The sequence below is a fragment of the Deinococcus seoulensis genome (assembly GCF_014648115.1).
Classification (GTDB): domain Bacteria; phylum Deinococcota; class Deinococci; order Deinococcales; family Deinococcaceae; genus Deinococcus; species Deinococcus seoulensis.
This window is the reverse complement of sequence record NZ_BMQM01000011.1, coordinates 47,284-73,735: the sequence shown is the minus strand read 5'-3', so window position 1 is coordinate 73,735 and position 26,452 is coordinate 47,284. Positions and strand designations below refer to the sequence as shown.

The window sequence follows — 26,452 nt, the reverse complement described above, 5'->3', positions numbered from 1 at the left end:
CGCGCCGACAGTCCTTTCACGGTCTGCCAGGGGCTGCCAGCGTGATTCTTCCGGTGACTCTCATCTTGGTCCAATGCGCGGCTCAGAACATGAGTGAGGTTGGCACCATTTTTAGGTAGTGGGGGCCTCCGGGGGCATCGGGGTCCGGGTGGGTGCCCCGGTCCGGGTCAGCGGTTCAGCTGTTCCAGGCAGGTCGTCCTGGCACGGCGTTCCGGCACCGGCGGACGCTCCGGATTGAACGGATTGACGCGCACGCCGTTACGGCCCTCCTGCTTGACCCGGTACAGCGCCTCGTCCGCGTCCCAGAGGGTCCGGGTACGGGACCACGGCCCGAACGGCGCACCCCCCACCGAGACGGTCACGTGCTCCAGCGGCGCCGGGAAGGGAATGGCGGCAATCAGTTCACGCAGGCGGTGCGCGACCTCCTCAATGCGTTCCGGCGAGACGCGCCGCAGAATCACCGCGAACTCCTCGCCGCCGTACCGGTAGGCGCGGTCCCGGCCCCGCAACGTTCCGGCCAGCGCCTCGCCGATGGCGCGCAGCACCTCATCCCCGACCGGATGCCCGAAACGGTCGTTCACCTGCTTGAAGTGATCCACGTCGATCAGCAGCAGTGCGTCGCCGGGCGTGGTGAACGGCAGGTCCAGTTCGAACTGACGGCGGTTCGGCAGGCCCGACAGGGCGTCACGGTGCGCCTGCTCGCGGTACGTGTCGGTGCTCTGCAACAGGGACACCCGGCCCGTGATCATGCTGGCCGCCGCCCAGAAGCCCAGCACGTGAAACGCCAGGGTCAGCAGGTACGTGGACTGCAACAGGTCCGCGCCGCCCGGCAGGAGCGCCAGCCCCAGGTTGTACGGCACGAAGATCAGCGCGCCCACCCAGGCGTGCCGGTGCAGCGAACCGTGCGGGTCGCTCATGTCCAGGGTCCAGCGGAACAGGTGCGTCAGGCCGCCCACCAGCAGCAGGTTCATCAGGGACAGCGCCACGCCCGGCATCGGCGCCGCGTCGCCGCCCGCCGCCAGCAGTGGCAGCAGCGCCGCCGGAAGGCCGATCAGCAGGCCGCTGCCCACCCCGTACCGCAGCACCATCATGACCACCGGCACCAGCGACAGGTCCAGGTGAATGCCGCCCGGCAGGGACGGCGAGAGCAGGTGCAGCGCCACCGTCGAGACCAGCGTCAACCCCAGCCGCAGGCTCTTGAGATGCCAGCCCGGCGGCGGCGGCCACGAGCGGTACGTCAGGCTCAGCACGAACGTCAGCGTGACCAGCACACTGAAATTCATGAAGAGTTGAGGCAGCAGGGGCAGGGACACGGCGGGACTCCGGGCGCGGCGGGAATGGCGGCGTGAGCAGGCGGCTGGGCGGAAAAGGGGTCATTACCAGTTCAGTACCCGCACTGTTTCACACCCCACCCCGCCCGTCTGCCGCAGGTGCCGCCCCCCCGGATGGGGGAGGGGCGGACAGATGGCGCGGGGCGCCCGTATCACAGGTGCGCGCGCGCGAAGGCGCCGGCCACCTCGGCGTCGGCCGGGCGGGCGAACAGGAACCCCTGCGCGAAACGGCAGCCCAGGTCCTGCACGGCCCGCGCCTGCTCCAGCGTTTCCACGCCCTCGGCCACCACCCGCATGTTCATGTGCCGCGCCAGCGTGACCACGCTCGCCACGATCGCCGAGTGCCGGTCGTCACCGTCGCCGGGCAGCGGCGCCACGAAACTCCGGTCGATCTTCAGGGTGTCCACCGGGAACCGCTGCGCGGCGGCCAGCGACGCGAAGCCCGTCCCGAAATCGTCCAGCATCAGCGGCACGCCCCGGCGGTGCAGGGCGCGCATGGTCCGCATGGCCTCGGGCGTGTCCACCAGACTGGTCTCGGTGATTTCCAGGTGCAGGCCCGCCGGGAAGGTCATGGCCAGCAGGTCGTCCGGGCTGCCCGCCTCGACCTGCAACTGCTGACCGCTGAGGTTCACGGACACCAGCAGGTGCGCCAGCTGCGGATCGTCCTGCCATTCCAGGAGTTGCCGCTGCGCCTCGCGCAGCACCCACGCGCCCAGCGGCACGATCAGGCCGCTGCGCTCGGCGACTTCCAGGAACGCGCCGGGCCCCAGCAGGCCGCGCGACGGGTGCTGCCAGCGCACCAGCGCCTCGAACCCCACGCAGCGTCCCGAGGCCAGCTCCATGACCGGCTGGTAGTGCAGCCGGAACTGCCCGTCACGCAGCGCCTCGCGCAGTTGCCGTTCGGTATCCACCCGCTCCTGCGCCTGATCGTGCATGGACTGCTCGAACAGCACGGTGCGGTTCTTGCCGCGCCGCTTGGCGACGTACATGGCGGTGTCGGCGTCGCGCAGCGGCTCCTCGATGCGGGTGTACGAGCGCCGCCCGTTCGCCAGTCCGATGGACGTGGACACCCGCACCTCGTCGCGTTGCAGCCGGAACGGGCGGGCCATGGCGCGTTGCAGGCGCTCGGCGACCCGCAGGGCGTTCACCTCGTCGCAGGGCGCGTCCAGCAGGACCGCGAACTCGTCGCCGCCCAGGCGGGCCACGGTGTCGGTCTTGCGCACGGCGTCTTTCAGGCGCGCCGCCGTCTCCAGCAGCAGGCGGTCGCCGGTCAGGTGCCCGTACCCGTCGTTCACGTTCTTGAAGTCGTCCAGGTCCAGGAACATCACCGCGTACGGGTTGTTCGGTTCGCGCTCGAAGCGCTGCATGGTCTTTTCCAGCAGGCTGTTCAGCAGCGAGCGGTTCGGCAGGCCGGTCAGACGGTCGTGCAGCGCCTCGTGCCGCAGCCGCGACTCGGCGTGCTTGCGGTCCGTGATGTCGTGCATGGCGACGACCGCCCCGAGCGCCTGCCCGTCCGGGCCGGTCAGCGGGCCGCCGGACGCCACGACCGTGCGGCGGGTCAGGCCGCGCGGCGCGATGACCATCTCGGCGCCCTGCACCAGTTCGCCGCGCAGCGCCCGGAACAGCGGCACGCGCTCCTGCGTCAGCGGGGTCACGCCGTCCGGTTCGAACAGGTCGTAGTGCCGACTCCACTCCGACGGGTCGATGTCGGCGCGGTCCAGGCCGTGCATCTCGCGGCTCATGCGGTTGAAGACCGTCAGGTTCCCCTGCGCGTCGCAGGCCACGATGCCGTCCTGCACGTTCTCCAGCAGGGCTTCGAGCGCCACGCGGGCCAGCTGCGCCTCACGCATCGCCTCGACCTGCCCGGTGATCTCGCGGCCCTCGACCATCACGCGTGACACCTGATCCCCGCGCCGGACCGGCGTGAACTGCAACTCCAGCGTGACCCGGCGGCCCCCGGCGGACCGCGCCGGGACTTTCAGGGAGGTCGCCTCGCCACGCCCGGCCCGGGCGACCGCCTCGCGCAGCGCCCCCCGGTGCTCCGGATCGCGCGGCCACCACGGGGCGTCCCACAGCGGGCGGTTCAGAAGTTCCTCGCGCGGCGTCTGCCCGGCCTGCACGGTGGTGCCGTTCACGTCGATCAGGCGGCCGTGCGGCGTGAGGACCACCTGAAAGCGCGACGCCAGATCGAAGGATTCCCGCAGTTCGTCCCGCTCGGCTTTCAGGGATGCCAGGTGCCGGTGCAGTTCGCTCAGGGCGCCCAGCGATTCGCGCATGGTTTCCTCGGCCGTCGGCGTGACCGGCGGCGTGAGCTGCCCGGTGGTCAACACCTGACGCAGCAACGCCTCGGAAATGCCTGCGGCGCTGAGGAGAGGACGCAGGGCGTCCAGCAGATCTGGCACGTCGCCCGGACTTGAAGTCATACCCCGAGTATAACTTTTATGAAGGAAACCTTCAGGTTCTTACGTGCATTCGCGCACCCCGGCAATCCCTCATCTTCCGGGGTGATCGCCCCCCCCACTCCCGGCCGGACGGGTCGCGGCAGTATGCTGGGACAGAACCGCACACCGGGCAGTTCCCTGCACCCTTCCGTCTGGAACACACCCTCAGAGCCGCGCCGCCACTGACTTCGCCGCCCACGTGCGTGTTCGCCGCCTCACGTGCGTTCGCCGCTTTCCCCATGCTCTGCGCGCGCGCTCACCGTCGCATCCGCAGCCAGCCCCCTCAATCAGTTCCCGCAATCAGCCCCCGCAATCAGTCCAGGCCGCCCGCTCCGCCCCCCTTCCGGCGCCTGCACGGCCCGGAACACCCACTGGATACCGCGTCGATGCTGACCATCCTGCTGAGCAACCTGGGCCTCGTGGCGCTGTTCTCGTACGCGCTGGGCCTCACCTATCGCAGCTGGCCGCCCACCCAGACGCCGCGCGACATCGCCCTGCGCACCCTGCTGGGCGTGATCGCCACCCTGGCGCTGGCCCTGCACGGCGGTCCCGGCGGGCACCTGTACCTGATTCCGCTGGCGCTGCTGGCCCTGCGGTACGGCCCGCTGCCGAGCGCGCTGGGCGCCACCCCGGTCATCCTGACCGGCCTGCTGCTGCCCGACTCGATGCTGCCCGGCACCCGCGACCTGCTGCTCGACTCGGTCACGCTGACCGTCCTGGGCACGCTGCTGTCCCCTCACCTGCGTCTGGACCTGCCCCCGGACCACCACCGGCTGTGGTGGGGCGCGCCGCTGCTGTTCGCGCCCACCCTGCTGATCAGCGCCCTGACCGACCGCTGGCTGGACGGTCCGGGCGGCGCCGCGTGGACCGCCACGCCCGGCCTGAACCTGCCGGCCGAACTGCTGATCAGCAGCGTGTCCGTGGTGCTGCTGCACAGCGCCCTGCACAGCCGCCTGCACCTGCTGCGCGTCTCGGCCACCTTCCGCGCCGAGGCGCACACCGACGTCCTGACCGGCCTGAGTAACCGCCGTCAGTTCGATCAGGACCTGCCGTTCCTGCAACCCGGCGATCACCTGCTCGTCATGGACCTCGACCACTTCAAGCGCGTGAACGACGAGTACGGCCACACCGAGGGCGACGCCGTGCTGCGCCGCGTGGCCCGGCTGCTGCGCGGCACGCTGCGGCCCGGCGACCCCGCATACCGCATCGGCGGCGAGGAATTCGCGGTCATCCTGCGCGCCACGCCCACCCCGCAGGCCGAGACGGTCGCGCTGCGCTGCCTGAACGCCGTCCGCCAGTGGACCGGCGACGGCCCCGCCGTGACCCTCTCGGCCGGACTGGCCTGCCACGCCCCCAACGACACGCCCCTGCGCACCCACCAGCGCGCCGACGAGGCCCTGTACGCCGCCAAGGAAGGCGGCCGCGACGGCCTGCGCGTCTCACCCCCCGCGCCGGACGCCGCGCCCCTGACGCCGGAACTCTCCCTGCGCGCCGCCCTGACGCACTTCCAGTCGCTGCACGACCCTGGCCCGGACGCCTGGCACGACCTGCTGCTCGCCGCCTGCCAGAGCATTCCGGGCGCCGAGACCGGCAGCCTGCACGTCGTCGAGCAGGGAGACTTCGTGACCCGCGCGCAGATGGGCCTGCCGGGCGACCTGCTCGGTCAGCGTGTCCCCCCGAACGCCCAGCGCGCCTGGCACGGCGGTCCCGACGACCACTGGCTGGGCGGTCACCCACGCGTGCTGCGCGGCTACGCCATCGGCGCCGCCGCCCGCGCCGCCAGCGCCGCCGCCTTCCAGCCGGCCAGTGAACGCACCCACTGGAAGGCGCGGCTCGAAGGCGTGACCGAGACGCTGGGCGTACCCGTCACCGCCGACGGGCACGTCATCGCGTACCTGAACTTCGACCGCAGCGGCCCCGGCGTGGTGTTCGGCGCCGCCACGCAGGAGGTCGCCGTGGGCCTCGCCGCGCAGGTCGCGCCGCCGCTCGCGCCCCGCGCCCGCCGGGAACGCGAGGCGCAGCGCACCCGCGAACTCGAAGCGCTGGTGCAGATCTCGGCGGCGCTGCGTGACGCCCGCACGTCCGGGGACGTCACGCACGCCATCAACTCCATGGCGCACGTCGCCCTGAACGCCCGCCAGACCATCTTCATGCGGTACGACCCGGCCAGCGATACACTGGTCAGCAGCCTCCGCGAGGGCCTGCCCGCCGAGACGCCCACCCTCTCCCTGCGCCGCGGCCACGGACTGTCGTGGGCGGCCGTGACCGCACGCGACGTGATCCGCGTGAACAACATGGACGCCGACCCCCGCATCGTGCGGGTCGCGGGCGTCGCCAACGGCGCGTCCATGCTCGCACCCCTCCAGACCGCCGACCGACTGCTGGGTGTGCTGATCGTGATCCGCACGCACCCGTTCGGTGAGAACGACGCGCAACTGGCCCGCGCGCTGGCCGCGCAGGGCGTCACGGCGCTGGAACGCACGGAACGCATCCGCGCCATCGAACAGGGCCGCGAGGGCATCCTGGCCGCACTGGGCCGCGCCCTCGAAGCCCGTGACTTCGAGACGCGCGGCCACACCACCCGCGTCCTGAACCTGACCCTCCAGGTCGCGCGGCGCATGAACCTCTCCCCGGATCAACTCGAGGCGCTGCGGGACGGCGCGTACCTGCACGACCTGGGAAAGGTGCAGGTGCCGGACGCCGTGCTCCTCAAACCCGGCCCGCTGAACGCCGACGAGTGGGCCGTCATGCGCCAGCACGCCCAGGCCGGAGAGGAACTCGCGCGGCACATTCCGGGCTTCAGCCGCCACGCCCTGCAGGTCATCCGGCACCACCACGAACGCTGGGACGGCTCCGGGTACCCGGACGGCCTCAGCGGCGCGGCCATTCCGCTGCTGGCCCGCATCTTCACCGTCTGCGACGTGTTCGACGCCCTGACCAGCGCCCGGCCGTACAAACGCGGCTGGTCGGTCCCCGAGGCCCTCGCCGAGATCCGCTGCCAGAGCGGCGCCGCCTTCGACCCGCAGGTCGTGCAGGCCTTCCTGGAATACATGAACGGCTCGCCCACCCTGCCCAGCCGGGGCGGCCCGGCCAGCATCCACCCGAACGTCCCGCGCACCGACCACCCGCCCGACGCCTGATACGGACTCCGATTGAATGGCTTTTGCAGCCGATTCAATCCGAGTCCGCAGCATGGATCAGGTGTACTTGAGGGCTTCCATCAGTTCCTCGACGATCTCCACGGAGTCGCCGCGCGTGCTGGCCGTGGCGACGTGCGCTTCCAGGTGGCCGCGCAGCACGACCTCGCCCGCGCCGGACAGGGCGCCCTGCACGGCCTTGATCTGCCGCAGCACGTCCACGCAGTAGGCGTCGGGGTTGTCCAGCATGCGCACGATGGCGTCCAGGTGGCCGCGCGCGATGCTCAGGCGGCGGGCGGCGCGTTTGCGGGCGTCCTCGGGCATGCACAGGTGATCGGGGCCGCTGTGGCAGGCGGGCGCGGGTTTGCCGGTCATGTCAGGCGAGGGGAGAGGCCGGAACGGCGATCTGCGCCTCGTACCCTTCCTCGACCACGGCGGCGATCAGGGCCTGCACGTCGGCGGGACCGGTGACGCTGGCGTGCCCGGACGCGAGGTCCACGCTGGCGCTCTGCACGCCGGGAACCTGTTGCAGGGCCTCCTGAACGGCTTTCTGGCAGTGTCCGCAGGTCATTCCGGTGATGGTCAGTTCGGTGCTCATGGCGCGATGCTATCCCCCCCCTGGGGGCCTGTCAATTGGCATTGCGGTGCGCGGCCGTCAGGTGTCCTGCGGGGGTGCGCCGTGCAGCCCGGCAGCAGCCTGCTGTGCGGCGGGTCAGTGTGGTCTGGGGTCTTGAAAGCTGGTTGGGTGGGCGCCTATCTTCAGGTCGTATCCCCCCAGGGGGGGTCTGGCGTCCGGGCCTCTGCCACGGTGCCCTCCGTCCCGACCCTGTCCGCCACTGCCTTTCCTGCCCGTCACTGGAGTTTCCGATGAGTCAGCCTGCCCACCCCAGCCCCTCTCCCGACCCCCGGCCCGGCCCAGACACGGCCAGCCCAGGCGCAGCCAGTCCTGTCACGGCCGAGTTCACCGTGCAGGGCATGACCTGTGCCAGCTGCTCGGCCCGCGTGGAACGCGGTCTGGGGAAGGTGGGGGGCGTGCAGCGCGCCCAGGTGAACCTGGCGACCGAGCGGGCCAGCGTGACCTTCGACCCGGCGCAGACCAGCCTGACGGCCCTGACCGCCCGCGTCCGCGAGATCGGGTACGAACCGCTGACCGCCACCGCCGACCTGAGCGTGCAGGGCATGACCTGCGCCGCCTGCGTGACCCGCGTGGAACGCGCCCTGAAGCGGGTGGAGGGCGTGCTGGACGCCCAGGTGAACCTCGCCACCGAACGCGCCCGCGTCACGTACCTGCCGGGCCGCGTGACCGACAGCGACCTGTCGGCGGCCGTCACGCGGGCCGGGTACGCCGTCCTGACCGGCGCGGACAGCGGCGTGCCGTCCGCGGCGGGCCGCGCCGCGCTGGAACAGGCGGCCCGCGACGACCACGAACGCAGTCTGGAACGCGACCTGCGCGTCAGCGCCGCCTTCGCCGTGCCGCTGCTGCTGCTGGCCATGCTGCCCATGATGTGGATGCCGCTGCACATGACACTGACCGGCCTGCTGGGCGAACGCGGCCTGAACGTCCTGATGCTGCTGCTGGCCACGCCCGTGCAGTTCGGGCCGGGCCGCCGCTTCCTGCGCCTCGGCTGGAACAGCCTGCGCCACCGCAGCCCCGACATGAACGCCCTGGTCATGATCGGCACGGGCGCCGCGTACCTGTACTCGCTGCTGGTCACGCTCGCCCCCGGCGTGTTCCCGGCCGGGACGGCGCACGTGTACTTCGAGGCGAGCGCCGTCGTCATCACCCTGATCCTGCTGGGCAAGGTGCTGGAGGCCCGCGCGAAGGGACGCAGCAGCGCCGCCATGACCGCCCTGCTGCGCCTGCAACCCACCACCGCCCGCGTGGTCCGGGACGGGCAGGACACCGACATTCCCACCGCCGACGTGCGCAGCGGCGACCTGATCCTGGTGCGTCCCGGCGAGCGCGTCCCGGTGGACGGTGAGGTGCAGAGCGGCGAGTCCTGGGTGGACGAGAGCATGCTGACCGGCGAGAGCGTTCCCGTGCACAAGGCGGCGGGCGCGGCCGTGACGGGCGGCACCGTGAACGGCGCGGGCGCCCTGACCTTCCGCGCCACGCACGTCGGCGCGGACACCGCCCTGGCCCGCATCACCCGGCTGGTCGAGGACGCCCAGGCCAGCCGGCCGCCCATCCAGGGTCTCGCGGACCGCGTGGTGGCCGTGTTCGTGCCGGTCGTGCTGGCCGTCGCGGCCCTGACGTTCCTGACCTGGCTGCTGCTGGGCGGCCCGCAGGGCCTCAGTCACGCGCTGGTGAACACGGTCGCCGTGCTGATCATCGCCTGCCCGTGCGCCATGGGCCTCGCCACGCCCACCAGCGTGATGGTCGGCACGGGCCGCGCCGCCAGCCTGGGCGTGCTGTTCAAGAGCGGCGCGGCCCTGGAGGCCCTGCACCGCGCGCCCGTCATCGCGCTCGACAAGACCGGCACCCTGACCCTGGGCCGCCCGGAACTGACCGACCTGATCCTGACCGGCCCGCACGCCGGCCCTGACGACCGCACGGCCGCGCTGACCCTGATCGCCGCCGCCGAACGGGGCAGCGAGCACCCGGTCGCGCAGGCCATCGTGACGGCCGCCCGCGCCGGGGGCCTGACCCTCCCGGACGCCCAGGAGTTCCGCGCCCTGCCCGGCGAGGGCATCGAGGCGACCGTGAACGGGCAGCGCGTGCAGGTCGGCAGTGACCGCCTGATGACCCGCCTGGGCCTGAACGTCGCCCCTCTGACCGCCCAGACCGACGCACTGGCCGACCTGGGCCGCACGCCCCTGTACGCCGCCGTGGACGGCCACATCATTGCCGCGCTGGCCGTGGCGGACCCCATCAAGCCCGGCAGCTTGGAAGCCGTGCAGGCCATGCAGACCAGTGGCCGCCGGGTCGTCATGATCACCGGCGACCACGCCCGGACCGCGCAGGCCGTCGCCCGGCAACTCGGCATCACGGACGTGCGCGCCGAGGTGCACCCCGCGCAGAAAAGTGCCGCCGTGAAGGAACTCCAGGCGGCCGGGCAGCGCGTCGCGTTCGTCGGGGACGGAATCAACGACGCGCCCGCCCTGGCGCAGGCGGACGTGGGGGTCGCCATCGGCACCGGCACCGACGTGGCCGCCGAGACGGCCGACGTGATCCTGATGTCCGGCGACCTGCGCGGCGTTCCGAACGCCGTCGCCCTGAGCCGCGCCACCCTGAACAACATTCGCGGGAACCTGTTCTGGGCGTTCGCGTACAACGTCCTGCTGATCCCGGTCGCCGCCGGTGTGCTCGAACCCGCCCTGGGCCTGCGCCTGAACCCGGTGCTGGCGGCGGCCGCCATGGGTCTGTCCAGCGTGTTCGTCCTGAGTAACGCCCTGCGCCTGCGCGGCTTCCGGTCCCCGCTGACCACCCCGGCCGCCGTTTGAGGGTGCCGCCAGCACGCTGATCTCCCGCGGGAACGAACCTTTCCGTTCGCGCTGTGGCGTCCTGTCCCGGCTGCCCACCCTGTGCCGGTCACCTCCAGGCTGGTCACGGGGTTCTTAATGAGGGCTTCATGGAGCGCCGTCTCACATTGACGGGCGGGCTGCGCGGACTAGAACGGAAGGCATGCAAAGCGTTAATCCGGCCACCGGCGAGACTTTCGCCACCTACGACGAGCACACCACCGAGCAGGTGCAGGCGGCCATCGCGGCCGCCCACACGGCCTACGGCGAGTACCGCCGCACCACCTTCGAGCAGCGCAGCGCGTGGATGAACGCCGCCGCAGACGTCCTGGCACGCCGCGCCGGGGAACTCGCGCTGCTCGCCACGCAAGAGATGGGCAAGACCCTGGAGGCCGCGCGGCAGGAAGTCCTGAAGTGCGCCTCGGCCTGCCGGTACTACGCCGAGCATGCCGGGGCGTTCCTGGCGCCCGAACCCGTGCAGACCGAGGCGGACGAGGCGTTCGTGACGCACCAGCCCCTCGGCGTGGTGCTGGCCGTCATGCCCTGGAACTTCCCGTACTGGCAGGCGTTCCGGTTCATCGCGCCGACCCTGATGGCCGGGAACACCGGACTGCTCAAGCACGCCAGCAACGTGCCCGGCTGCGCCCTGGCGATCGAGGACGTGCTGCGCGAGGCGGGCTTCCCGGCGGGCGTGTTCACGACCCTGCTGATCGGCAGCCGCGACGTGGAAGCCGTCCTGAAGGACCCGCGCGTGACCGCCGTGAGCCTGACCGGGTCCGAGGGCGCCGGGCGGGCCGTGTCCGCCACCGCCGGGGGTGAACTCAAGCCCGCCGTGATGGAACTGGGCGGCTCGGACCCGTTCATCGTGATGCCCAGCGCCGACATCGAACTGGCCGCGAAGACGGCCGTGACGGCCCGCACCATCAACAACGGTCAGAGCTGCATCGCCGCCAAGCGCTTCATCGTGCATTCGGATGTGTACGACGCCTTCACGGACGCGTTCGTGGCTGGCCTGGAGGCCCTGAAGGTCGGGAACCCGGAACTGGAAGACACCGACGTCGGCCCGCTCGCCACGCCGCAGATCCGCGAGGACATCCACAAGCAGGTGCAGGACGCCGTGAGCAAGGGCGCGCGCGTCCGCACGGGCGGGCAGCTGCCGCAGGGGCCGGGCAACTACTACCCGGTCACCGCCCTGGACGGGCTGACCCCCGACATGGACGTGTGGCTGGAAGAGACCTTCGGGCCGGTCGCCCTGATCTTCCGGGTGCAGAGCCTCGACGAGGCGGTCGAACTGGCGAACACCACCACCTTCGGGCTGGGCAGCAGCGCCTGGACGAACGATACGGCCGAGCGGGAACGCTTCATCGCCGACCTGGAGGCCGGGTCGGTGTTCATCAACTCGATGGTCGCCAGCGACCCGCGCCTGCCGTTCGGCGGCGTGAAGAACAGCGGCTTCGGCCGGGAACTGGGCCGCCACGGCATCCTGCAATTCGTGAACATCAAGACCGTGTCCATCGGCGCGCCCGACGGCGCCCACCGCAGCAAGACCGAGTGATACGGACTCCGATTGAAAGGCGCCGTTCAATCCAAGCGGATTGCGAGCAGGAGAGGTCCATCTGACTGCATGAACATCTTCTCAAGCAGCGCCGCGCGGGATTCGCTTAAGTTAGGCGAATGTTCGGTGGCGAGCCTGGCGGGCTGGTAGAGGGCGGGCGCGAGCAGCACCTCCGGCGGTTGTACGTCGGCATGGCGCTGCTCGCTGCGCTCGTTCAGGCCTGCATTGCCCAGTACGCCCAGTCGAACGCTCTGCCGGGCCTGAACCTCCAGGCGTTGCTGGGCCTGGGGTTCAACCTGCTGCTGGTCGGTCTGGCCGCGTGGCAGCGGGTGCCCGCGCACGTGTTCCAGTTGATCCTGATCGTCAGCGGGCAGTTGTGGGTGCTGAGTTCCGCGCTGCTGTTCGTGCGGGCCGAGATCCCGTCTGCCACGCTGCTGGTCGGGTTCCTGACCATGGCGCTGTTCGCGTTCGCGTGGCTGCGCGCCCCGGCAGCGGCGGCCCTGACGCTGGCCGGGTACCTGCTGCTGGTCGGCCCGGTGGCGGCCGCGCGGCCACTGGACCCGCCGGGCCTGCTGATGACCGGGTTCGCCGCGACCCTGATCTGGTTTCTCAGTGCGCACGGGCAGAGCCTGCACCGCGCGCACCTGCGTAACGACGCCCTGGCGACCCTGGCCTTCACGGACCCGCTGACCGGCGTGCTGAACCGCCGTTCGGGCCGTGAGCGGCTGGACGGAGCGCTGCGCGCCGCCCGCGCCCACCCGCAGCGGCTGGCGGCCGTCCTGATCGACATCGATCACTTCAAGCGCGTGAACGACAGCCTGGGTCACCACCGGGGCGACGAGATCCTGATCGCGCTGGCCGACCTGCTGGAACGCAGCGTGACCCCGCAGGACGCCGTGATCCGCTGGGGCGGCGAGGAATTCCTGCTGCTGCTGGCCGGACGCGACCCGCAGGACGCGCAGGCGCTCGCGTGGCAGGTCGTGCGGGCCGTGCGGGCGCAGCGGTTGCCGGGGTTCCCGCCCGTGACGGTCAGTGCCGGCATGGCCCTGGCCTCCGAGGCGGAGGGCGTGCCCGGGTGGCTGGCCCTGGCCGACGCGCGCTTGTACGCCGCCAAGGACGCCGGACGTGACCGCGTGGTGCATCAGGGGAGCCGTGAAACGCCGCACGCGCAGGCCCCACCTTCATGAAGACGGTCTGCGAAAGGGCGGCTGTGACGATCTTCACCGCTGCGTGGGCATGTGAAAGACGCGCGTAAGGGTCCCCCCCGCAGGATGAAGACATGAACGACCGACGAGACTCCATGCAGGGCCTGCTGAGCCTGCTGGCCGTGCTGGGCAGCAGCGCCCTGAACTACGGGTACACGCTGCTGCTGGGCCGCTGGCTGGACCTGCCGGGTTACGGGGCCTTCGCGGCGTTCACGTCCCTGTTCATGCTGACGGCCGCGCTGCCCATCGCGTTCCAGCAGGCCACGTCCCGCCGTGCCCGGGGAGCGAACACCGGAACCGCCCTGCGCACGGGCGCTCTGGTGGGCGCGGCCCTGCTGCTGCTCTCGCCGCTGCTGGGGCCGCGCATCGGGGTTCCGGCCGTGTGGGTGGCGGCCTTCGCGCTCACGGTACCGGCCATGGTGCTGCTGGGCGCGTGGCGCGGCGCGGCCCAGCGGGACGGCCGCAGCGCCGCGTTCGGCTGGAGCCTGATGACCGAGCACGGCGCAAAGGTCGCCCTGACCGCGCCGCTGCTGGCCACGCTGCCCGGCCCGGCCGCCGCCGTGACCGCCACCCTGCTGGGCCTGCTGCTGGCCCTGCCAGTCGTGCGGCCCCGCCCCGCGCTGGCTGCTGCCAGCGTGACCACTGTCACGGGCGGCCGTGAGGGCAAGGCCCCCCTGACCTTCGTGGCCGCCGCGCAGAGCGCCCTGCTGTACGGCGACGTACTGCTGGCCGGCGTGCTGCTGCCCCCCGCCGACGCCGGTGCGTACGCGGCGGCCGCCACGCTGGCGCGCGTGGTGTTCTTCGCCGGGTGGGCCGTGCAGGTCGCGGCGTTCCCGGTCGTGGCGCGCCGCGTGGCGGCCGGGGAGCGCACGGGGCCGCTGCTGGGCGCGGCGCTGGCGGCCACGCTGGTCATCGCGGGCCTCCCGGCGCTGCTGTTCGCGCTGGCGCCCGCCTGGAGCGCGCAACTGGCCTTCGGGACCGGCATGAGCGGCGCGGTGATTCCGCTGCTGTCCCTGACGGGCCTGGGCACCCTGGCGCTCACGGTGGCCGCAACGGCCCTGAACCACGCGCTGGCGTCCGGCGGGGCGGCCGTGCTGTGGCGCGTGGGCGGCGCGTACGTGGCGGCCAACCTCGTGACGCTCGCCTGCGCGTTCCTGATCTCCCCTGAACCCTCTCACCTCGCGCTGGCCGCCCTGGCCGGCAAGGCGACCCTGATCGTCATGGCCACCCTCGTCCTTCTCCCCACCACCCGGAGGTTCCCTCATGTCCTACCCCGCCTTTGAACAGTGGCGCGCCCAGCCCCTCGACCGGGTCACCCTGAGCATCGTCATTCCCGCGTACAACGAATCCGAGCGGATCCTGCCGACCCTGGCGGCCTTCGCCATCAGTGTCAGCGGCGACGGGGAACCATGGGAACTGATCGTCAGTGACGACGGCAGTCGCGACGGGACCGCCGACCTCGTCGAGAGCCTCGGCTGGGCGAACCTGCGGGTCATCCGGCACGCGAACACCGGTAAGGGTGGCGCGGTCCGCCGGGGCGTGCAGGCCGCGCGCGGCGAACTGGTCCTGTTCGCCGACGCCGACAACAGCACCCCCATCGAGGAACTCCCGCGCCTGATCGCTGCCGTGCGCAGCGGCTCGCACATCGCCATCGGGTCGCGCGCCGCCGAGGGGGCCGAGGAGACCGGCAAGAGCCCGGTGCGCCGGGCCGTGTCCGGGGCCCTGCGCCGCGTGACGCGCGCCGTGACCGGCGTGAAGGCCGAGGACACCCAGTGCGGCTTCAAACTGCTGCGCGGCGAGGTGGCCCGCGACCTGTTCCGGCGTGGGAAACTCGACGGGTTCTCCTTCGATCTCGAACTGCTGTACCTCGCGGCGCGTGACGGTCTGCGCGTCACGGAAGTCCCGGTCCGCTGGGTGGACGCCCCGGACAGCAAGGTCGACCCGCTGCGCGACTCCGTGAAATTCCTGAAGGACATGCTGGCCCTGCGCCGCCTGCACGCCCGCCCCGAACGCCGCCCGGAGGACCCCATGCACCTTGCCATCGTGACCGCCTTCCCGCCCGGCCGCCGCAGCCTCAACGAGTACGGCCTGCACCTGTCGCGCGTGCTGAGCGAGAAAGAAGAGGTCGGCCGCGTGACCATCATCGGGGACCGCGTGAGCCCCGAACTGGCCGCGCAGGACGCCCCGAACGTCCGCCGCGTCTGGGATTTCAATGACCCCCTGAGCGCCGCGCGCATCCTGCTGGCGCTGCGCCGCGCCCGCCCGGACGCCGTGATCTTCAACCTGCAGATGGCCAGTTTCGGGGACCGCCGCGTGCCCGCCGCGCTGGGCCTGCTGACCCCGCTGCTGTCGCGCCTGACCGGCACGCCCAGCGTCACGCTGCTGCACAACCTGTTCGAAACGGTGGACCTGGACCGCGCCGGGTTCGGCGGGAATCCCGTCAAGACCGCCGTGACCCGCGCGTTCGGGCAGCTGTTCACGCGGGCGCTACTCGGCTCGAACCTCGTGGCGACCACCATGCCCCGTTACGTGAAACTGCTGCGCGACAACTACGGCGCGCGCAACGTGTTCCTCGCGCCGCACGGCACCTTCCAGGTTCCGCAGCCGCCCCAGCCGTTCCCGGACGTGCCCACCGTCATGACCTTCGGCAAGTTCGGCACGTACAAACGCGTGGAAGTCCTGATCGAGGCGCACCGCCGCCTGCTGCTGCGCGACCCCCGCACCCGGCTGGTCATCGCGGGCAGCGACACGCCCAACGCGCCCGGTTACCTTGAGGGCGTGCGGCAGGCCACGCAGGACATCCCGAACATCACCTTCACCGGGTACGTGGCCGAGGAGGACGTGCCGCGCGTGTTCAGCGACTGCACGGTCGTCGCGTTCCCGTACAGCGCCACGACCGGCAGCAGCGGCGTGCTGCACCAGGCCGGAGAGTTCGGGCGGGCCGCCGTGATGCCGCGCATCGGGGACCTCGCGGACCTGATCGAGGAGGAAGGCTACCGCGCCGAGTTCTTCACGCCCGAAGACGCCGACAGTCTCGCCGACGCCCTGTGGCGCGTGCTGGGTGATCCCCGGCAGGCCGCCGTGCTCGGCCAGGCCAACTGGCGCGTCGCGTCCGGCCTGCCGCTGGCAGACGTGGCAGACTGGTACCTGCTTCACCTCGAGGAACTCACTGGCCGCGCCCCCCACCCCTTCATTCCCTCCCAGGAGGCCCAGGCATGACCCGACCACCCGTGAATCTGAATATCGACGTCCAGGGCGACGAGATCGCCCGCTCGGTCCACCTGAGCGGCCGCCTGGACGCCCACCAGGTGCCCGCCTTCCTGGGGGCCGCCGAACCGCTCGCGCAGAGCACCACCCTGGACCTGGGCGGCGTGACCTTCATGGACTCCAGCGGTCTGGCCGCGCTGGTGAAACTGGTCCGCGCGGCCCGCACGCAGGGCGGTGCGCTGGAAATCGTGAACGTGCAGGACGCCGTGCGCCTCGCCATGGAAATCACCGGCCTGTACGCCGTGCTGCCCATCCGGACCGCCTGAGTCTGCTGTGAGCGGCCCGTTCAGCGACCCGCCCCAGCCGGACGACGGCCGCGACACGCTGTTCGCCGAACTGCTCGAACAGGTCGCGGACCTCAGTGACCAGCTGGTGTTCCTGCACCGCCTGATCCCGCAGGCCCTGGCCCTGAGCAGCAAGGAGCAGGCCGCCGAACTCGTGCAGGAGGCCGCCGCGCTGATCAACACGCCCCGCGCCGCCCTGTACCTGGATGGCCAGTGGATCAGCGCTGCGCCCGGCTGGCTGCGCGACCGGCCAGCGCCGCGCCGCCCGACCGTCCTGCCCGCTGGGGAGCTGCACACCGGCGCGCCCTACGACGATGCGTGGCGGCCGACCGCCGTGCTGCTGATCCCCTGCCAGAACGGCTGGCTGGCCATGTGGGGCAAACGGCAGTTCCAGGCCGGGGAGCGCAGCCTGATCGAGGCGCTCGGCAAACTGCTCGACGCGGCCCTGCAGGCCCAGCAGGCCCGCGTGGAGGCCGAACGCTACGCCCTGCAACAGCGTGACCGGGTGCAGGCGCACGCCGTGTGGCGGGCCGTGGCGCCCGAGACGCTGGTCACGCCGCCCGGCTACCACCTGAACCTGCTCAGCCAGCCCGCCAGTGACTTCGGCGGGGACTTCCAGTTCCAGGAGGGCGAGTGGATCGTGGTCGGCGACGTGAGCGGCAAGGGCCTGCCCGCCGCGATCATCACGGCCATGTTCGCCACGTCCTTCACGGTCGCGGCCCGCAACGCCTCGCTCAGCGAGGGACTGACCGAGGCGCTGCACGACCACCTGGAACGCTCCGGGGCGTTCTGCACGCTGGCCGCCATGCAGATCCGCCCGGACGGCGCGCTGCGGGTCTTCAACGTCGGGCACCCGCCCGTGCTGCTGCGCCGCGCCGACGGCACCCTCGAGGAGATCCGCGCCAGCGCCCCGCCCATCGGGACGTTCCCGCTGCTGCACCTGGACGTCGAGCGGTTCTGGCTGCACCCGGGCGACGCCCTGATCGTGTACAGCGACGGCCTGTTCGAGGCCGAAACGCCAGACGGCGAAGCCTACGGCCTGGGCCGCGTGTTCGACCTGGCCCGGCGGGTCGTGCCCGGCACCTTCAACCAGGCGGCCGTGCAGGCCCTGAGCCCGTACGTCATCAACGACGACCTGACCCTGCTGACCCTGCAACGCGACACGCACGCGCGCGGCGCGCACCGCACCCTGCCGGGCGACCTGGCCGACCTGCCCCTGATCGGGGACGCGCTGCGCGAGGCGCTGCCCGCAGGCCACCCGGTCCTGATGCCGGCCGAACTGGCCGTCACGGAACTCGTCGTGAACGCCATCCGGCACGGCGGCGCCACCCGCGTGGACCTGCGCGTGCACGCCAGCGGCGACGACGCCCTGCTGACCCTGACCGACAACGGCGCGCCGTTCAACCCGACCCGGCAGGAGGAACGCAGCGCCGGGGAACTGCGCGAACACGGCTACGGCCTGCTGATCGCCCGCCGCTGCTCACGCGAGTGGCATTATGCGAGAAAGGGCGACCTGAACCGCCAGACCCTGCGCCTGCGCGTCCCGGCACCCGCCGCGCCCGCCGAACTGTCCGACCTGGCGGCCCTGCTGCTCTGACCTGCACGGCGCTGACCTGCGCGGCCGCCCCCTCCCCCCGACCGAGCCTCACCGACCAAAGGACCTCACTGACATGTCTTTCAGCTACTCCGCCACCGGTTCCCACCTGATCATCGCCGGCCGACTGGACGCCCAGAACGCCGCCGAGCTGCGCCAGACCCTGCGGGATCACGTCGCCGCGAACGCCGGGCCCGTCACGGTCGACCTGACCGACGTGCCGTTCATGGACTCCAGCGCCCTGGCCGCGCTGGTCGCCGCCCTGAAAGACTGCCGCCGTCAGGGCCGCGCGCTGTCCCTGAGCGGCGCGAGCGTCCCGGTCCGCGAACTGCTGTCCCTGACCATGCTCGACCGGATCTTCGGCCTCGGCGCCAGCGGGGTCCGCCCGTGACCTCCCACCTGCCCGCGAACGTCACGCTGTTCGGGCAGGTGCCCTCCAAGCACGTCCTGATCGTCGAGGACGCCCCCGGCATGCGCCTGCTGATCCGCCACATCCTCCAGCAGGGCGGCCATAAACCCATCGAGGCCGGGAGTGTCGAGGCGGCGCTGGAGGAACTGAAACTCGGCGCGGTCGACGTGATCATCACGGACCTGTTCCTGCCCGGCGACAGCGGCCTGGAACTGCTGCGCGTCCTGCACGGCGACCCGGACGCGCCGCCCGTGATCGTCCTGACCAGTTCGGGCGAGGACCGCCTGCGCGAGCGGGCCATGACCCTGGGCGCCCGCGCGTTCCTGAGTAAACCCTTCAGCCGCTACGAACTGCTGGACGCCGTGTTCGCCGCCGGCATGCAGCGCTGAGCATGCCCCGGGGCCGCGCCGCCTGCCTGCCCGGCCCATGACCGGGCCGCGCCGCTCCCGGCGGTTCAGGTTGCCTGCCCGCGCAGGCGCGGGGCCGGTCAGCCTGCTGGCACGCTACGCCGCCCTGCGCGCGGGCGTGATCCGCCGCCTGCCGCGCCGCGCGCAGGACGCCCTGAACCGCCGACCCCCCCGCGCTCCCCGCCCGGCCGACGAACTGCCGGTGCAGCGGCCCTCGCACGTCATTCCCGGCGCGACCCTCCCGCCGGACGAGGACGAACGCGCCGGGCGGCGCCTGCTGGTCTTCGCGCTGCTGATCGTGGTCGTCCTGCACGGCGGGCAGCTGATCAGCAGTTCGTTCACGCGCACCTACGACGCCCTGATTCACCTGTACTTCGGCGCGCACTACGCCAAATCCTTCTTCGACCCCTGGGAGAGCGGATGGTACACCGGGTTCTCGCTGACCTCGTACCCGCCGCTCAGTCACTACCTGATCGCCCTGTTCAGCCACGTGTTCGGCCTGATGGGCGCGTTCATGGCCACGCAGTTCCTGGCGCTGGTGGGCCTGACGGTCGGCATGTACCGCTTCGGGAAGGTGTTCGTCACGGCCCGCGCCGCCGGGTACGGCGCCGTCGTGCTGATGCTCTCGAGCGCCATTGCCGAGACCGTGCACGTGTTCGGGCAACTGCCCACCACCCTCAGCCTGGGCCTGCTGCTGAACGCCATTCCGTTCGCCGCGCGGTACGTGCAGACCGGCAAACGCGAACTGCTGCTCAAGGGCGCCATGTTCACGGCCGCCACGACCGCCGCGCACCACGTGACCACCCTGTTCGGCAGCGTGTTCTTCATCGCGCCCGTCCTGCTGGCCATCGTCCTCGAGGGGGCCTCGCGGCCCCGTGATTCCGAACCGCGCGGCGGCGGCCTGGCGCACCTGACCCGCCGCGTGTACCGTGTGCTGCCCCGCGTGTACCGCGCGGCGCTGTACGGCGTGTCGGCCATCACGGCGCTGGTCATGGTCGTGCTGCCCTACTGGCTGTGGAGCCGCAGCGACCCGATCACGCAGGTGTCCATCCCGCACGGCAGCCGCGGGAACTTCCTGGTGCGCACCGATTACGGGTTCATGTTCTGGCTGGTGCCGTGGGCCACGCTGCTGCCCATCTACTGGGACGCCGCGCGGCGCGGCCTGTACAGCCACCGCGGCATTCCGCGCTGGCCGATGCTGGCCAGCATCCTGCTGCTGAGTTTTCTGGGCACGGGCGGCACCACCCCGTACCCGAAGAAACTGCTGGGCGGCGCGTTCGACATCCTGACCCTGGACCGCTTCACGTTCTGGGCCGTGATGCTCATGATGCCCTTTGCGGGACTGGTCGTGGAATCCTGGCGGCACGGCGCGTGGCGGGTGTTCGTGCAGGCCCGGTTCGGGGCGCGCGTGCATCACCTGCTGGGGCTACTGTTCGTGACGCTGGCCGTCACCCTGACCTGCGCCATCAGCGCCCTGACGTACTACCGCAAGTTCCAGCCGCCGTTCATCGACGTGCGGCCCCTCGTGAAATTCCTGGAATCCGACGGGCATGACCGCTGGCGGTACATGGTGCTGGGCTTCGGGGATCAGATGGCGTGGCTGAGCGCCAACACGCACGCCACCACCCCGGACGGCAACTACCACAGCGCCCGCCGCCTGCCGGAACTGACCGCCACGCCCGTCGAGCGGCTGGAGGGCGCCAAGTACACGGGCGTGCCGGGCCTGAGCAGCCTCACGCAGTTCCTGACCACGCCCGCCCGCTACAACCTGCGGTACATGCTCTCGAACGACGCCTTCTACGACCCGGCGCTGCACGCGCTGGGCTGGTCGCGGCTGGGCACGCTGGAGGGCGGCATCATGGTCTGGGAGCATCCGGGCATTCCGCCGGTGCAGCCGCGCCTGCCGCGCCGTGAACTCCCGGCGTGGCAGCGGCTGATGTGGGCGCTGCTGCCCAGCGGCGCGGCCGCCGGGGCGCTGCTGACCCTGCTGGTCCGCACGCCCGCCACCCTGCTGGGCCGGTCGTTCTGGCCGTGGGTGCGTCTGCTGGCCGAGGACAGCCGCGACCCGCCGCCCGGCGAGAGCGGCCGCTGGTGGGACTCGTGGGTGCGCCGCCTGCCGTTCCGCGCGTGGCGGGCTGCGCGCCTGAAAACCCCGCGCCTGAGCCTGCGCCGCCGCCTCGTGAACAGCGTCCTGCTGGCCGGGGCGCTGCTGGGCGCCGCCGCCTTCACCGCCGACCGCCTGCGCCCCCGCGACACGGCGCAGGGCGCGGTCCTGAAGTACTGGGACGCCGTGGACTTCAAACGCTTCGGGGACGCCTACGCGATGATCGACCCGCAGAACGGCCTGAACGAGGAACGCTGGCGGCTGGACCTGTCGGTCGTGGGGGGGCTGCGCACCGGGTACGCGAAACTCGACAGCCTCAAGGTCCGCAGCGTCACGTACAGCGGCCCGCGCGACCGGGTCGGCACGACCGCCAGCGCGGACGTGGACCTCGTGTGGTTCACGGCCTTCGGGAACCTCTCCGAGAGCATCACGCAGGAACTGCGCCTGACCCCGCGCGGCTGGCGCATCATGGCCGAACCGCAACTGGGCATCCGGCCGCCGCGCCGTTTCCAGCCGCTCCCGACCCTGAACCTCAGCGCCCCGCCGCCCGGCGACCAGCCGACCGAGGTGCGGGTCCTGAATTCCCGGCTGGTGTCGTTCCGGCGTGAACCGGGCGGGCCGCGCACCGTGGCGGTCGTCGGCGAGGCGCAGAATGTCGGGGCGTCCCCGGCCGCCGTGGAGATCACGGGCGCCGTGCAGGACCACACGGGCAGCGAGATGGCCCGCAACACCGCCGCGCACCGCGCCCTGCACTGGCTGCTGCCCGGCGAGCGCACGCCGTTCGTGGTGACCTTCGACGGGCCGGGCATGACCGTCACGCCCGGCGCCGTCCGCGCCTACAGCGTCCGCGCGGACGGCTGGGTCACCTCGCGCGGCCTGGACCGCAGCCTGAACATCTGGCGGCGCGGCGACGAGGTCCGCATCGAGAACCACGGCGCGGGCGAGGCGACCATCACCAACGTCCTCGAAGCCCTTCAGGACGCCGCCGGGACCGCCTGGGTCACGCAGACGTACCTGATGGAGGCCGTGCCGCCCATGCAGTCGCGCGCCGCGCCGCTGGTCACGGCCCTGCCGCTCGATTACCGCGTCCTTCAGCCTGCCCCGCTGGCCCGCGCCGGCACGCCCCGCCTGACTGGAACGGTCCTGTACGCGGACGCCTTCCGCCGCGAGGAACCATGACGCGCCGCCCCCCACGCACGCCCCTGCTGATGGCCCTGATGGCGCTACTGCTGCTGAGCGGCTGCCGCCCCGCCGGTCCCGCCGCGAGCACAGCGCCGCACAGTGGCCCTGGCAGCGACCCTGGCAGCGATCCGGACACCGTCACCCTGACCCGCCTGCCCACCCTGAGCCTCGGCACGCGCGGCGAAACCCTGACCCTCAGCGCCGCCGGGCCGGACGGCGCCACCTGGTGGCTGACCTGCGACACCCCGGCCGGGCCGCTGCGCTGGAACGGCCCGGCCAACCAGCCGGTCGCGCCGCGCCCACTGCCCCCGCAGGCGCACCGCTGCGACGCGAGCCTGCACGCCCCGGCCAGCCCGGACAGCGCCGCCCCGGCCGGCACCGGCACCCTGCTGCTGCAACGGACCCTGCGGCTGCCGCGCCCGGTCCCGCCGGTCAGAGAGGTCCCGCCAGTCAGCGAGGTCACGGCCGCCACCGCGCCCGCCACCCGCCCCGGCAGCGCGGTCACGGTCGCCAGTGGCACAGTCACGGTCACCCCGGCGAGGCTGCGGATCGGGCTGCGCGAACCGTGGCTGCTGCGTGCCGGCCTGCGCGGCCCGGACGGTCAGCCCGTCCCGGACGGCGTGGCGGTCCTGCTGACAGCGCGCGGCGCGGGCGGCGAGACCCTGAGTGCCACGCGCGTCACCGTGAACGGCGAGGCGCTGTGGCAACTCACGCCGGAAACGCCGGGCGAGTTCACCTTCACCGCCCGCGTGATCCGCGCTGAGCAGCCGGACGCGTGGCGCGGCGCGGCCCGCGCGCAGGCCGTCAGCGCGCTGCTCGGCGCGGCCCCGCAACTGCTGTGGGCCGGTGACGAGCTGACACTGGGACCGCTGCGCTGGGTGACCGGCGCCCTGCCGGACGACGGCACGCCCGTCACACTGCACGCCCTGTCCCGGTCCGGGGCGACGCTGTGGTCGGCAGTCCTGCCGGTCGCGCAGGGACAGGTGCGGGCGCGCGTGCCGGACGTGCGCGGCGCGGTCAGCCTGCGCGTCCGTTTCGCCGGGCAGGAAGTGAGGTTCCCGTGGCAACACTGAAACGGACTCCGATCGATTCGCTGACAACGCGGGGCACGGGCAGCTTACGGACGAAACAGAGGGAATCCGCATGAAGTCCCCACCCGTCCCCCCACCCAGCCCGGACCCTGCGCGCAGCCAGCGTCCCTCGCTCCTGACGACCCTGAAACGCGCCGTGTTCGTCCTGATCCTCGCCGGGACGCTGCTGGCGGGCGCGGCGGCCGTGTTCGTGACCGCGCAGGGCTTCGCGCGCGTGAACCGCGTGCAGAACCAGGCGGACGCCCTGAACTTCGCGCGCCGCTCGGAACCCGTCACGTCCCTGCGCTGGCAGCCCGCCCCGCCCGGCGTGCGCGTCCCGGACGGCGTGACCCTCGAAGACATCGCCGACGCGTACCTGCTGGGCCACTCGGAACTCACGTACGCGGGCCGCAGCGGCGAGCAGATCGGCCTGAACGGACGGTTCAGCGGCCCGGCGCTGACCCTGGCCCTCACGGTCAGCGCCCAGCCGGACCGGGTGCTGCTGCTCGACTGGGCGCACCAGGCCACCCCGCTGGACTACGCGGCCGACGGCACCCGCTTCACGCTGCGGGACCGCTTCTGGCTGCTGGAGGCCCGGCCCAGCCCGGACGGCCTGAAGGACCTGCGCTGGACGGTGCGTACCCAGCAGGTCACGCTGCGCCGCACCCAGGAAGAATGGCGCACCGACGACTGGGCCGTCCTGAACGACGCCCAGCCCACCCTGACGCCCCCGCCGCCACTGCCCGTACGGACGTGGCGGGCCGTGACCCTCCCCGACGACTGGCACCTGTGGCCCGGCCCCCGCTGGAAGGCCACGCTGCGCGCCGCGCACGCCGCCGGACTGCGGCAGGTGACGCTGCCCATGAGCGCCATCCTGTCCCGGCAGCAGGTGGCAGCCATCGCGGACGCCCTGGCCGGCCTGCACGCCGCCGGATTGCAGGGTGTGGTCAGCATTGACGGCCCGCTGACCCTGGACAACCTGCAGACCCGCCTGGCCATCGCGTCGGCCAGCGCCGGGGCGGACGCCTTCGTGCCCGGTTCGGTCGCCGCCGCCAGCCTCGACACGCGCGCCGCGCTGCTCTCACTGCGCATGACGCACCCGGACCTGCAGCTGCTCGCGCCGGTCAGCGGGACGGAACCCGCCCAGCCGCCCACCCAGCCGCTCACCCGGTCGCCCGGCGCGCTCCCCCCACTGACCGATCTCCTGTCTGCCCGCGTGCAGACCGCCGCGCCCGGCGCGCAGGCCCCGGCGGCCCCGCAGGTGCTGCTGGACGTCCCGGCCGTCAAGGGCCTGCCGCTCCCGCTGCCCATCCCGGTGCCCGGCGCGCAGGCCGCCCACGAGGCCGCGCAGGCGGACGCCGCGTGGCGCGGCGGCTGGAACGCCGGACTGCTTGAAGAGGTGCTGGTCATAGACCCGGACAGCGGCCTGCCGGTCCAGACCCCGCAGCGGCCCTTCACCCTCACCCCCGCAGGGGAGCAGCTGCTGGGCACGCCCGCCCCGGCAGGGGAGACTCCATGAGGGGACCCCCCTCGGGCCGTCACTCCTGCGCCTGATCCTGTGAACTCTGATCCGGCCCGTTCCGGCCCTGTCTGGTTCGACCCTGCCCGGTTCGACCCTGCCACGCCCTGAGCAGCGCCGCGCCCAGCAGTGCGCCCGCCAGGGCCGGCCACAGGTCCGCCGCCCAGCCCAGCAGCCACGCCAGCAGTCCCGGCGCCGGGCGTTGCGGGTCCGTCCAGCGAGCCAGGGGCGTGAACGACCCGTCGGGCGTCAGGAAGCCCGCCCGGTCTGGCCTTCCGTACAGCACGCCGACCTCCACGGACCCGCGCGGGTGGGCGCGCAGGAACGCCCGCAGCTGCCAGCCGCGCCGCGCCGCGCCCAGCCGCCCCAGCGGACGGCGCACTTCCCGGAACACCGGCGCCTGCGTGTCGCCCGCCACGAAGTCCGCCCCCAGTCCCGCCCCGTTTCCCTTGCCGCGCAGGCCCAGCGGCAGCTGCGCAAAGCGCGCCCGCACCGACTGCCGCCACACGCCCAGCATCTCCGGGTCCGGCGTGCGTCCCGGCGAGAGAATTATTCCCGCCAGCCTCGGGCCGTCCCGTTCGTCGGCGCCCAGCGCGGCGTGCAGGGTCCGCAGGCCCGCCACGTCCAGCTGCGCCACGCGCAGGTCCAGCAGCACCTGCACCCGCCGGGCGGCGGCGCGTGTCAGGATGGTGTCCAGCGCCGCGCCGTACCGGGCGGCGTTCCCGGCGCTGCGGTCCCCCACGACCGGCAGGATCAGCGTGTCGAGGTTCAGTTCCTGCACGGCGTCCACGTCGCGCGCCAGGGTGTCCGCGTTCCGTGCGGTCCAGTCGTCGTCCGCGCGGACGGCGCGGTAGGTGGGGCCGGGGCCGGGCTCGGGCGGGGCGGGCAGCGGGTCGTCCCGCAGGACCCGCCAGTGGTGCACGCGCCAGTTCCCGTCCCCGAGTTCCATGACCACGTCCAGTTCCCGCCGTGAGAGCCGGGACACGCCGCCGGGCCGGGGCGCGGCGTACGTGAACACGTCCGAGAAACTGACGGTAGCGCCGTCCGGCGCGAAGAACTGCATGGTCGGCGTGTGCGCCCACGTGACCAGCCCGCCGCTCCCGGACCGCGCCGCCTGCCGCGCGTCGTCCAGCGCGCCCTGCTGGAACAGGTCCCGCAGGCCCTCCAGGTTTCCGCTGCCTGCCGCGAAGGCCACCTCGCGCTCGCCGCGCAGGTACGCGTCGGTCACGCCCTCGCGTTCGCTGGGCAGCAGGAATCGCGGGCCGCCCAGGTCCGGCTGCCATGCCAGCAGCCGCGCCCCGTTGCCCAGTGACCCGGCGCCCGTGCTGGCGTCCAGGGTTCCCTGCGCGGACCGGCAGCCGCCCAGCAGCGCCGCTGTCAGCAGCGCGGCCAGCAGGACCGGCAGGCGCGGCGCGGCAGAGCGGGTCATGCCCGCATTCAAGCACAGCGTCCGCCCCGGCCCGCCCTGGACTCCCGGACCCTGGC

General features: G+C 72.5%; 18 protein-coding genes. 13 read left to right on the top strand and 5 right to left on the bottom strand.

Annotated elements, in window-relative coordinates; all coding sequences use genetic code 11:
• Positions 1–167: 167 nt before the first annotated feature.
• Both IEY70_RS09785 and IEY70_RS09780 read right to left on the bottom strand, forming a co-directional pair.
• Positions 168–1,313 carry a GGDEF domain-containing protein gene (locus IEY70_RS09785; RefSeq protein WP_189064825.1) on the bottom strand — a complete coding sequence of 382 codons (1,146 nt, stop codon included), beginning with the start codon at positions 1,311–1,313 and terminating at the stop codon, positions 168–170.
• Positions 1,314–1,483: 170 nt separating this feature from the next.
• Positions 1,484–3,754 (bottom strand): putative bifunctional diguanylate cyclase/phosphodiesterase, encoded by a 2,271-nt coding sequence (locus IEY70_RS09780; protein WP_189064824.1) that lies wholly within the window; start codon positions 3,752–3,754, stop codon positions 1,484–1,486.
• A gap of 404 nt (positions 3,755–4,158) precedes the next feature.
• Between IEY70_RS09780 and IEY70_RS09775 the strand changes: the two genes are divergently transcribed.
• Complete coding sequence (locus tag IEY70_RS09775) at positions 4,159–6,912, top strand: diguanylate cyclase (protein WP_189064823.1); 2,754 nt, start codon at positions 4,159–4,161, stop codon at positions 6,910–6,912.
• A 57-nt stretch (positions 6,913–6,969) separates the two neighbouring features.
• Here IEY70_RS09775 and IEY70_RS09770 read toward each other — a convergent pair whose 3' ends face one another.
• The gene (locus IEY70_RS09770; protein ID WP_189064822.1) at positions 6,970–7,284 is read right to left on the bottom strand and encodes a metal-sensitive transcriptional regulator; all 315 of its coding nucleotides are present in this window, start codon (positions 7,282–7,284) and stop codon (positions 6,970–6,972) included.
• A gap of 1 nt (position 7,285) precedes the next feature.
• Positions 7,286–7,507, bottom strand: coding sequence for a CopZ family metallochaperone (locus tag IEY70_RS09765; protein ID WP_189064821.1), 222 nt, complete (start codon positions 7,505–7,507; stop codon positions 7,286–7,288).
• A gap of 269 nt (positions 7,508–7,776) precedes the next feature.
• Between IEY70_RS09765 and IEY70_RS09760 the strand changes: the two genes are divergently transcribed.
• The 12 genes from IEY70_RS09760 (at position 7,777) to IEY70_RS09705 (ending at position 24,967) form a co-directional block, all read left to right on the top strand.
• A complete protein-coding gene (locus tag IEY70_RS09760; protein ID WP_189064820.1) occupies positions 7,777–10,353 on the top strand; it encodes a heavy metal translocating P-type ATPase in 2,577 nt (858 codons plus the stop codon).
• Positions 10,354–10,534: 181 nt separating this feature from the next.
• On the top strand, positions 10,535–11,926 hold the full coding sequence (locus IEY70_RS09755; RefSeq protein ID WP_189064819.1) for an NAD-dependent succinate-semialdehyde dehydrogenase: 1,392 nt from the start codon (positions 10,535–10,537) through the stop codon (positions 11,924–11,926).
• 119 nt (positions 11,927–12,045) lie between these two features.
• Entirely contained in the window at positions 12,046–13,113 is a 1,068-nt protein-coding gene (locus IEY70_RS09750; RefSeq protein ID WP_189064818.1) for a GGDEF domain-containing protein, read from the top strand.
• A 92-nt stretch (positions 13,114–13,205) separates the two neighbouring features.
• Positions 13,206–14,414 carry an MATE family efflux transporter gene (locus tag IEY70_RS09745; protein WP_189064817.1) on the top strand — a complete coding sequence of 403 codons (1,209 nt, stop codon included), beginning with the start codon at positions 13,206–13,208 and terminating at the stop codon, positions 14,412–14,414.
• Positions 14,395–16,350, top strand: coding sequence for a glycosyltransferase (locus IEY70_RS09740; RefSeq protein ID WP_189064816.1), 1,956 nt, complete (start codon positions 14,395–14,397; stop codon positions 16,348–16,350). Before IEY70_RS09745 ends, IEY70_RS09740 begins: the two co-directional genes overlap by 20 nt.
• On the top strand, positions 16,347–16,664 hold the full coding sequence (locus IEY70_RS09735) for an STAS domain-containing protein (protein WP_189064815.1): 318 nt from the start codon (positions 16,347–16,349) through the stop codon (positions 16,662–16,664). Before IEY70_RS09740 ends, IEY70_RS09735 begins: the two co-directional genes overlap by 4 nt.
• 7 nt (positions 16,665–16,671) lie before the next feature.
• Positions 16,672–18,279 (top strand): ATP-binding SpoIIE family protein phosphatase, encoded by a 1,608-nt coding sequence (locus IEY70_RS09730; RefSeq protein ID WP_189064814.1) that lies wholly within the window; start codon positions 16,672–16,674, stop codon positions 18,277–18,279.
• Positions 18,280–18,352: 73 nt separating this feature from the next.
• Positions 18,353–18,667, top strand: coding sequence for an STAS domain-containing protein (locus IEY70_RS09725; RefSeq protein ID WP_189064813.1), 315 nt, complete (start codon positions 18,353–18,355; stop codon positions 18,665–18,667).
• Positions 18,664–19,074 (top strand): response regulator, encoded by a 411-nt coding sequence (locus IEY70_RS09720; RefSeq protein WP_189064812.1) that lies wholly within the window; start codon positions 18,664–18,666, stop codon positions 19,072–19,074. Before IEY70_RS09725 ends, IEY70_RS09720 begins: the two co-directional genes overlap by 4 nt.
• Before the next feature lie 70 nt (positions 19,075–19,144).
• Positions 19,145–22,375, top strand: a complete 3,231-nt coding sequence (locus IEY70_RS09715; protein WP_189064811.1) for a putative glycosyltransferase family protein — start codon at positions 19,145–19,147, stop codon at positions 22,373–22,375.
• Positions 22,372–23,451, top strand: coding sequence for a hypothetical protein (locus tag IEY70_RS09710; RefSeq protein WP_189064810.1), 1,080 nt, complete (start codon positions 22,372–22,374; stop codon positions 23,449–23,451). The genes IEY70_RS09715 and IEY70_RS09710 overlap by 4 nt, the downstream gene beginning before the upstream one ends.
• Positions 23,452–23,521: 70 nt before the next feature.
• Positions 23,522–24,967, top strand: coding sequence for a YdgH/BhsA/McbA family protein (locus IEY70_RS09705; protein ID WP_189064809.1), 1,446 nt, complete (start codon positions 23,522–23,524; stop codon positions 24,965–24,967).
• 19 nt (positions 24,968–24,986) lie between these two features.
• Here IEY70_RS09705 and IEY70_RS09700 read toward each other — a convergent pair whose 3' ends face one another.
• Entirely contained in the window at positions 24,987–26,396 is a 1,410-nt protein-coding gene (locus tag IEY70_RS09700; RefSeq protein WP_189064808.1) for a hypothetical protein, read from the bottom strand.
• Positions 26,397–26,452: the final 56 nt, after the last annotated feature.

What these genes read in the sequence shown, in the direction of transcription:
- IEY70_RS09760 (WP_189064820.1), top strand. Translation starts at nt 7,777, where the DNA reads ATGAGTCAGCCTGCCCACCCCAGCCCCTCTCCCGACCCCCGGCCCGGC.
- IEY70_RS09765 (WP_189064821.1), bottom strand. Translation starts at nt 7,507, where the DNA reads ATGAGCACCGAACTGACCATCACCGGAATGACCTGCGGACACTGCCAG.
- IEY70_RS09735 (WP_189064815.1), top strand. Translation starts at nt 16,347, where the DNA reads ATGACCCGACCACCCGTGAATCTGAATATCGACGTCCAGGGCGACGAG.
- IEY70_RS09770 (WP_189064822.1), bottom strand. Translation starts at nt 7,284, where the DNA reads ATGACCGGCAAACCCGCGCCCGCCTGCCACAGCGGCCCCGATCACCTG.
- IEY70_RS09700 (WP_189064808.1), bottom strand. Translation starts at nt 26,396, where the DNA reads ATGACCCGCTCTGCCGCGCCGCGCCTGCCGGTCCTGCTGGCCGCGCTG.
- IEY70_RS09780 (WP_189064824.1), bottom strand. Translation starts at nt 3,754, where the DNA reads ATGACTTCAAGTCCGGGCGACGTGCCAGATCTGCTGGACGCCCTGCGT.
- IEY70_RS09725 (WP_189064813.1), top strand. Translation starts at nt 18,353, where the DNA reads ATGTCTTTCAGCTACTCCGCCACCGGTTCCCACCTGATCATCGCCGGC.
- IEY70_RS09710 (WP_189064810.1), top strand. Translation starts at nt 22,372, where the DNA reads ATGACGCGCCGCCCCCCACGCACGCCCCTGCTGATGGCCCTGATGGCG.
- IEY70_RS09750 (WP_189064818.1), top strand. Translation starts at nt 12,046, where the DNA reads ATGTTCGGTGGCGAGCCTGGCGGGCTGGTAGAGGGCGGGCGCGAGCAG.
- IEY70_RS09745 (WP_189064817.1), top strand. Translation starts at nt 13,206, where the DNA reads ATGAACGACCGACGAGACTCCATGCAGGGCCTGCTGAGCCTGCTGGCC.
- IEY70_RS09740 (WP_189064816.1), top strand. Translation starts at nt 14,395, where the DNA reads ATGTCCTACCCCGCCTTTGAACAGTGGCGCGCCCAGCCCCTCGACCGG.
- IEY70_RS09775 (WP_189064823.1), top strand. Translation starts at nt 4,159, where the DNA reads ATGCTGACCATCCTGCTGAGCAACCTGGGCCTCGTGGCGCTGTTCTCG.
- IEY70_RS09755 (WP_189064819.1), top strand. Translation starts at nt 10,535, where the DNA reads ATGCAAAGCGTTAATCCGGCCACCGGCGAGACTTTCGCCACCTACGAC.
- IEY70_RS09705 (WP_189064809.1), top strand. Translation starts at nt 23,522, where the DNA reads ATGAAGTCCCCACCCGTCCCCCCACCCAGCCCGGACCCTGCGCGCAGC.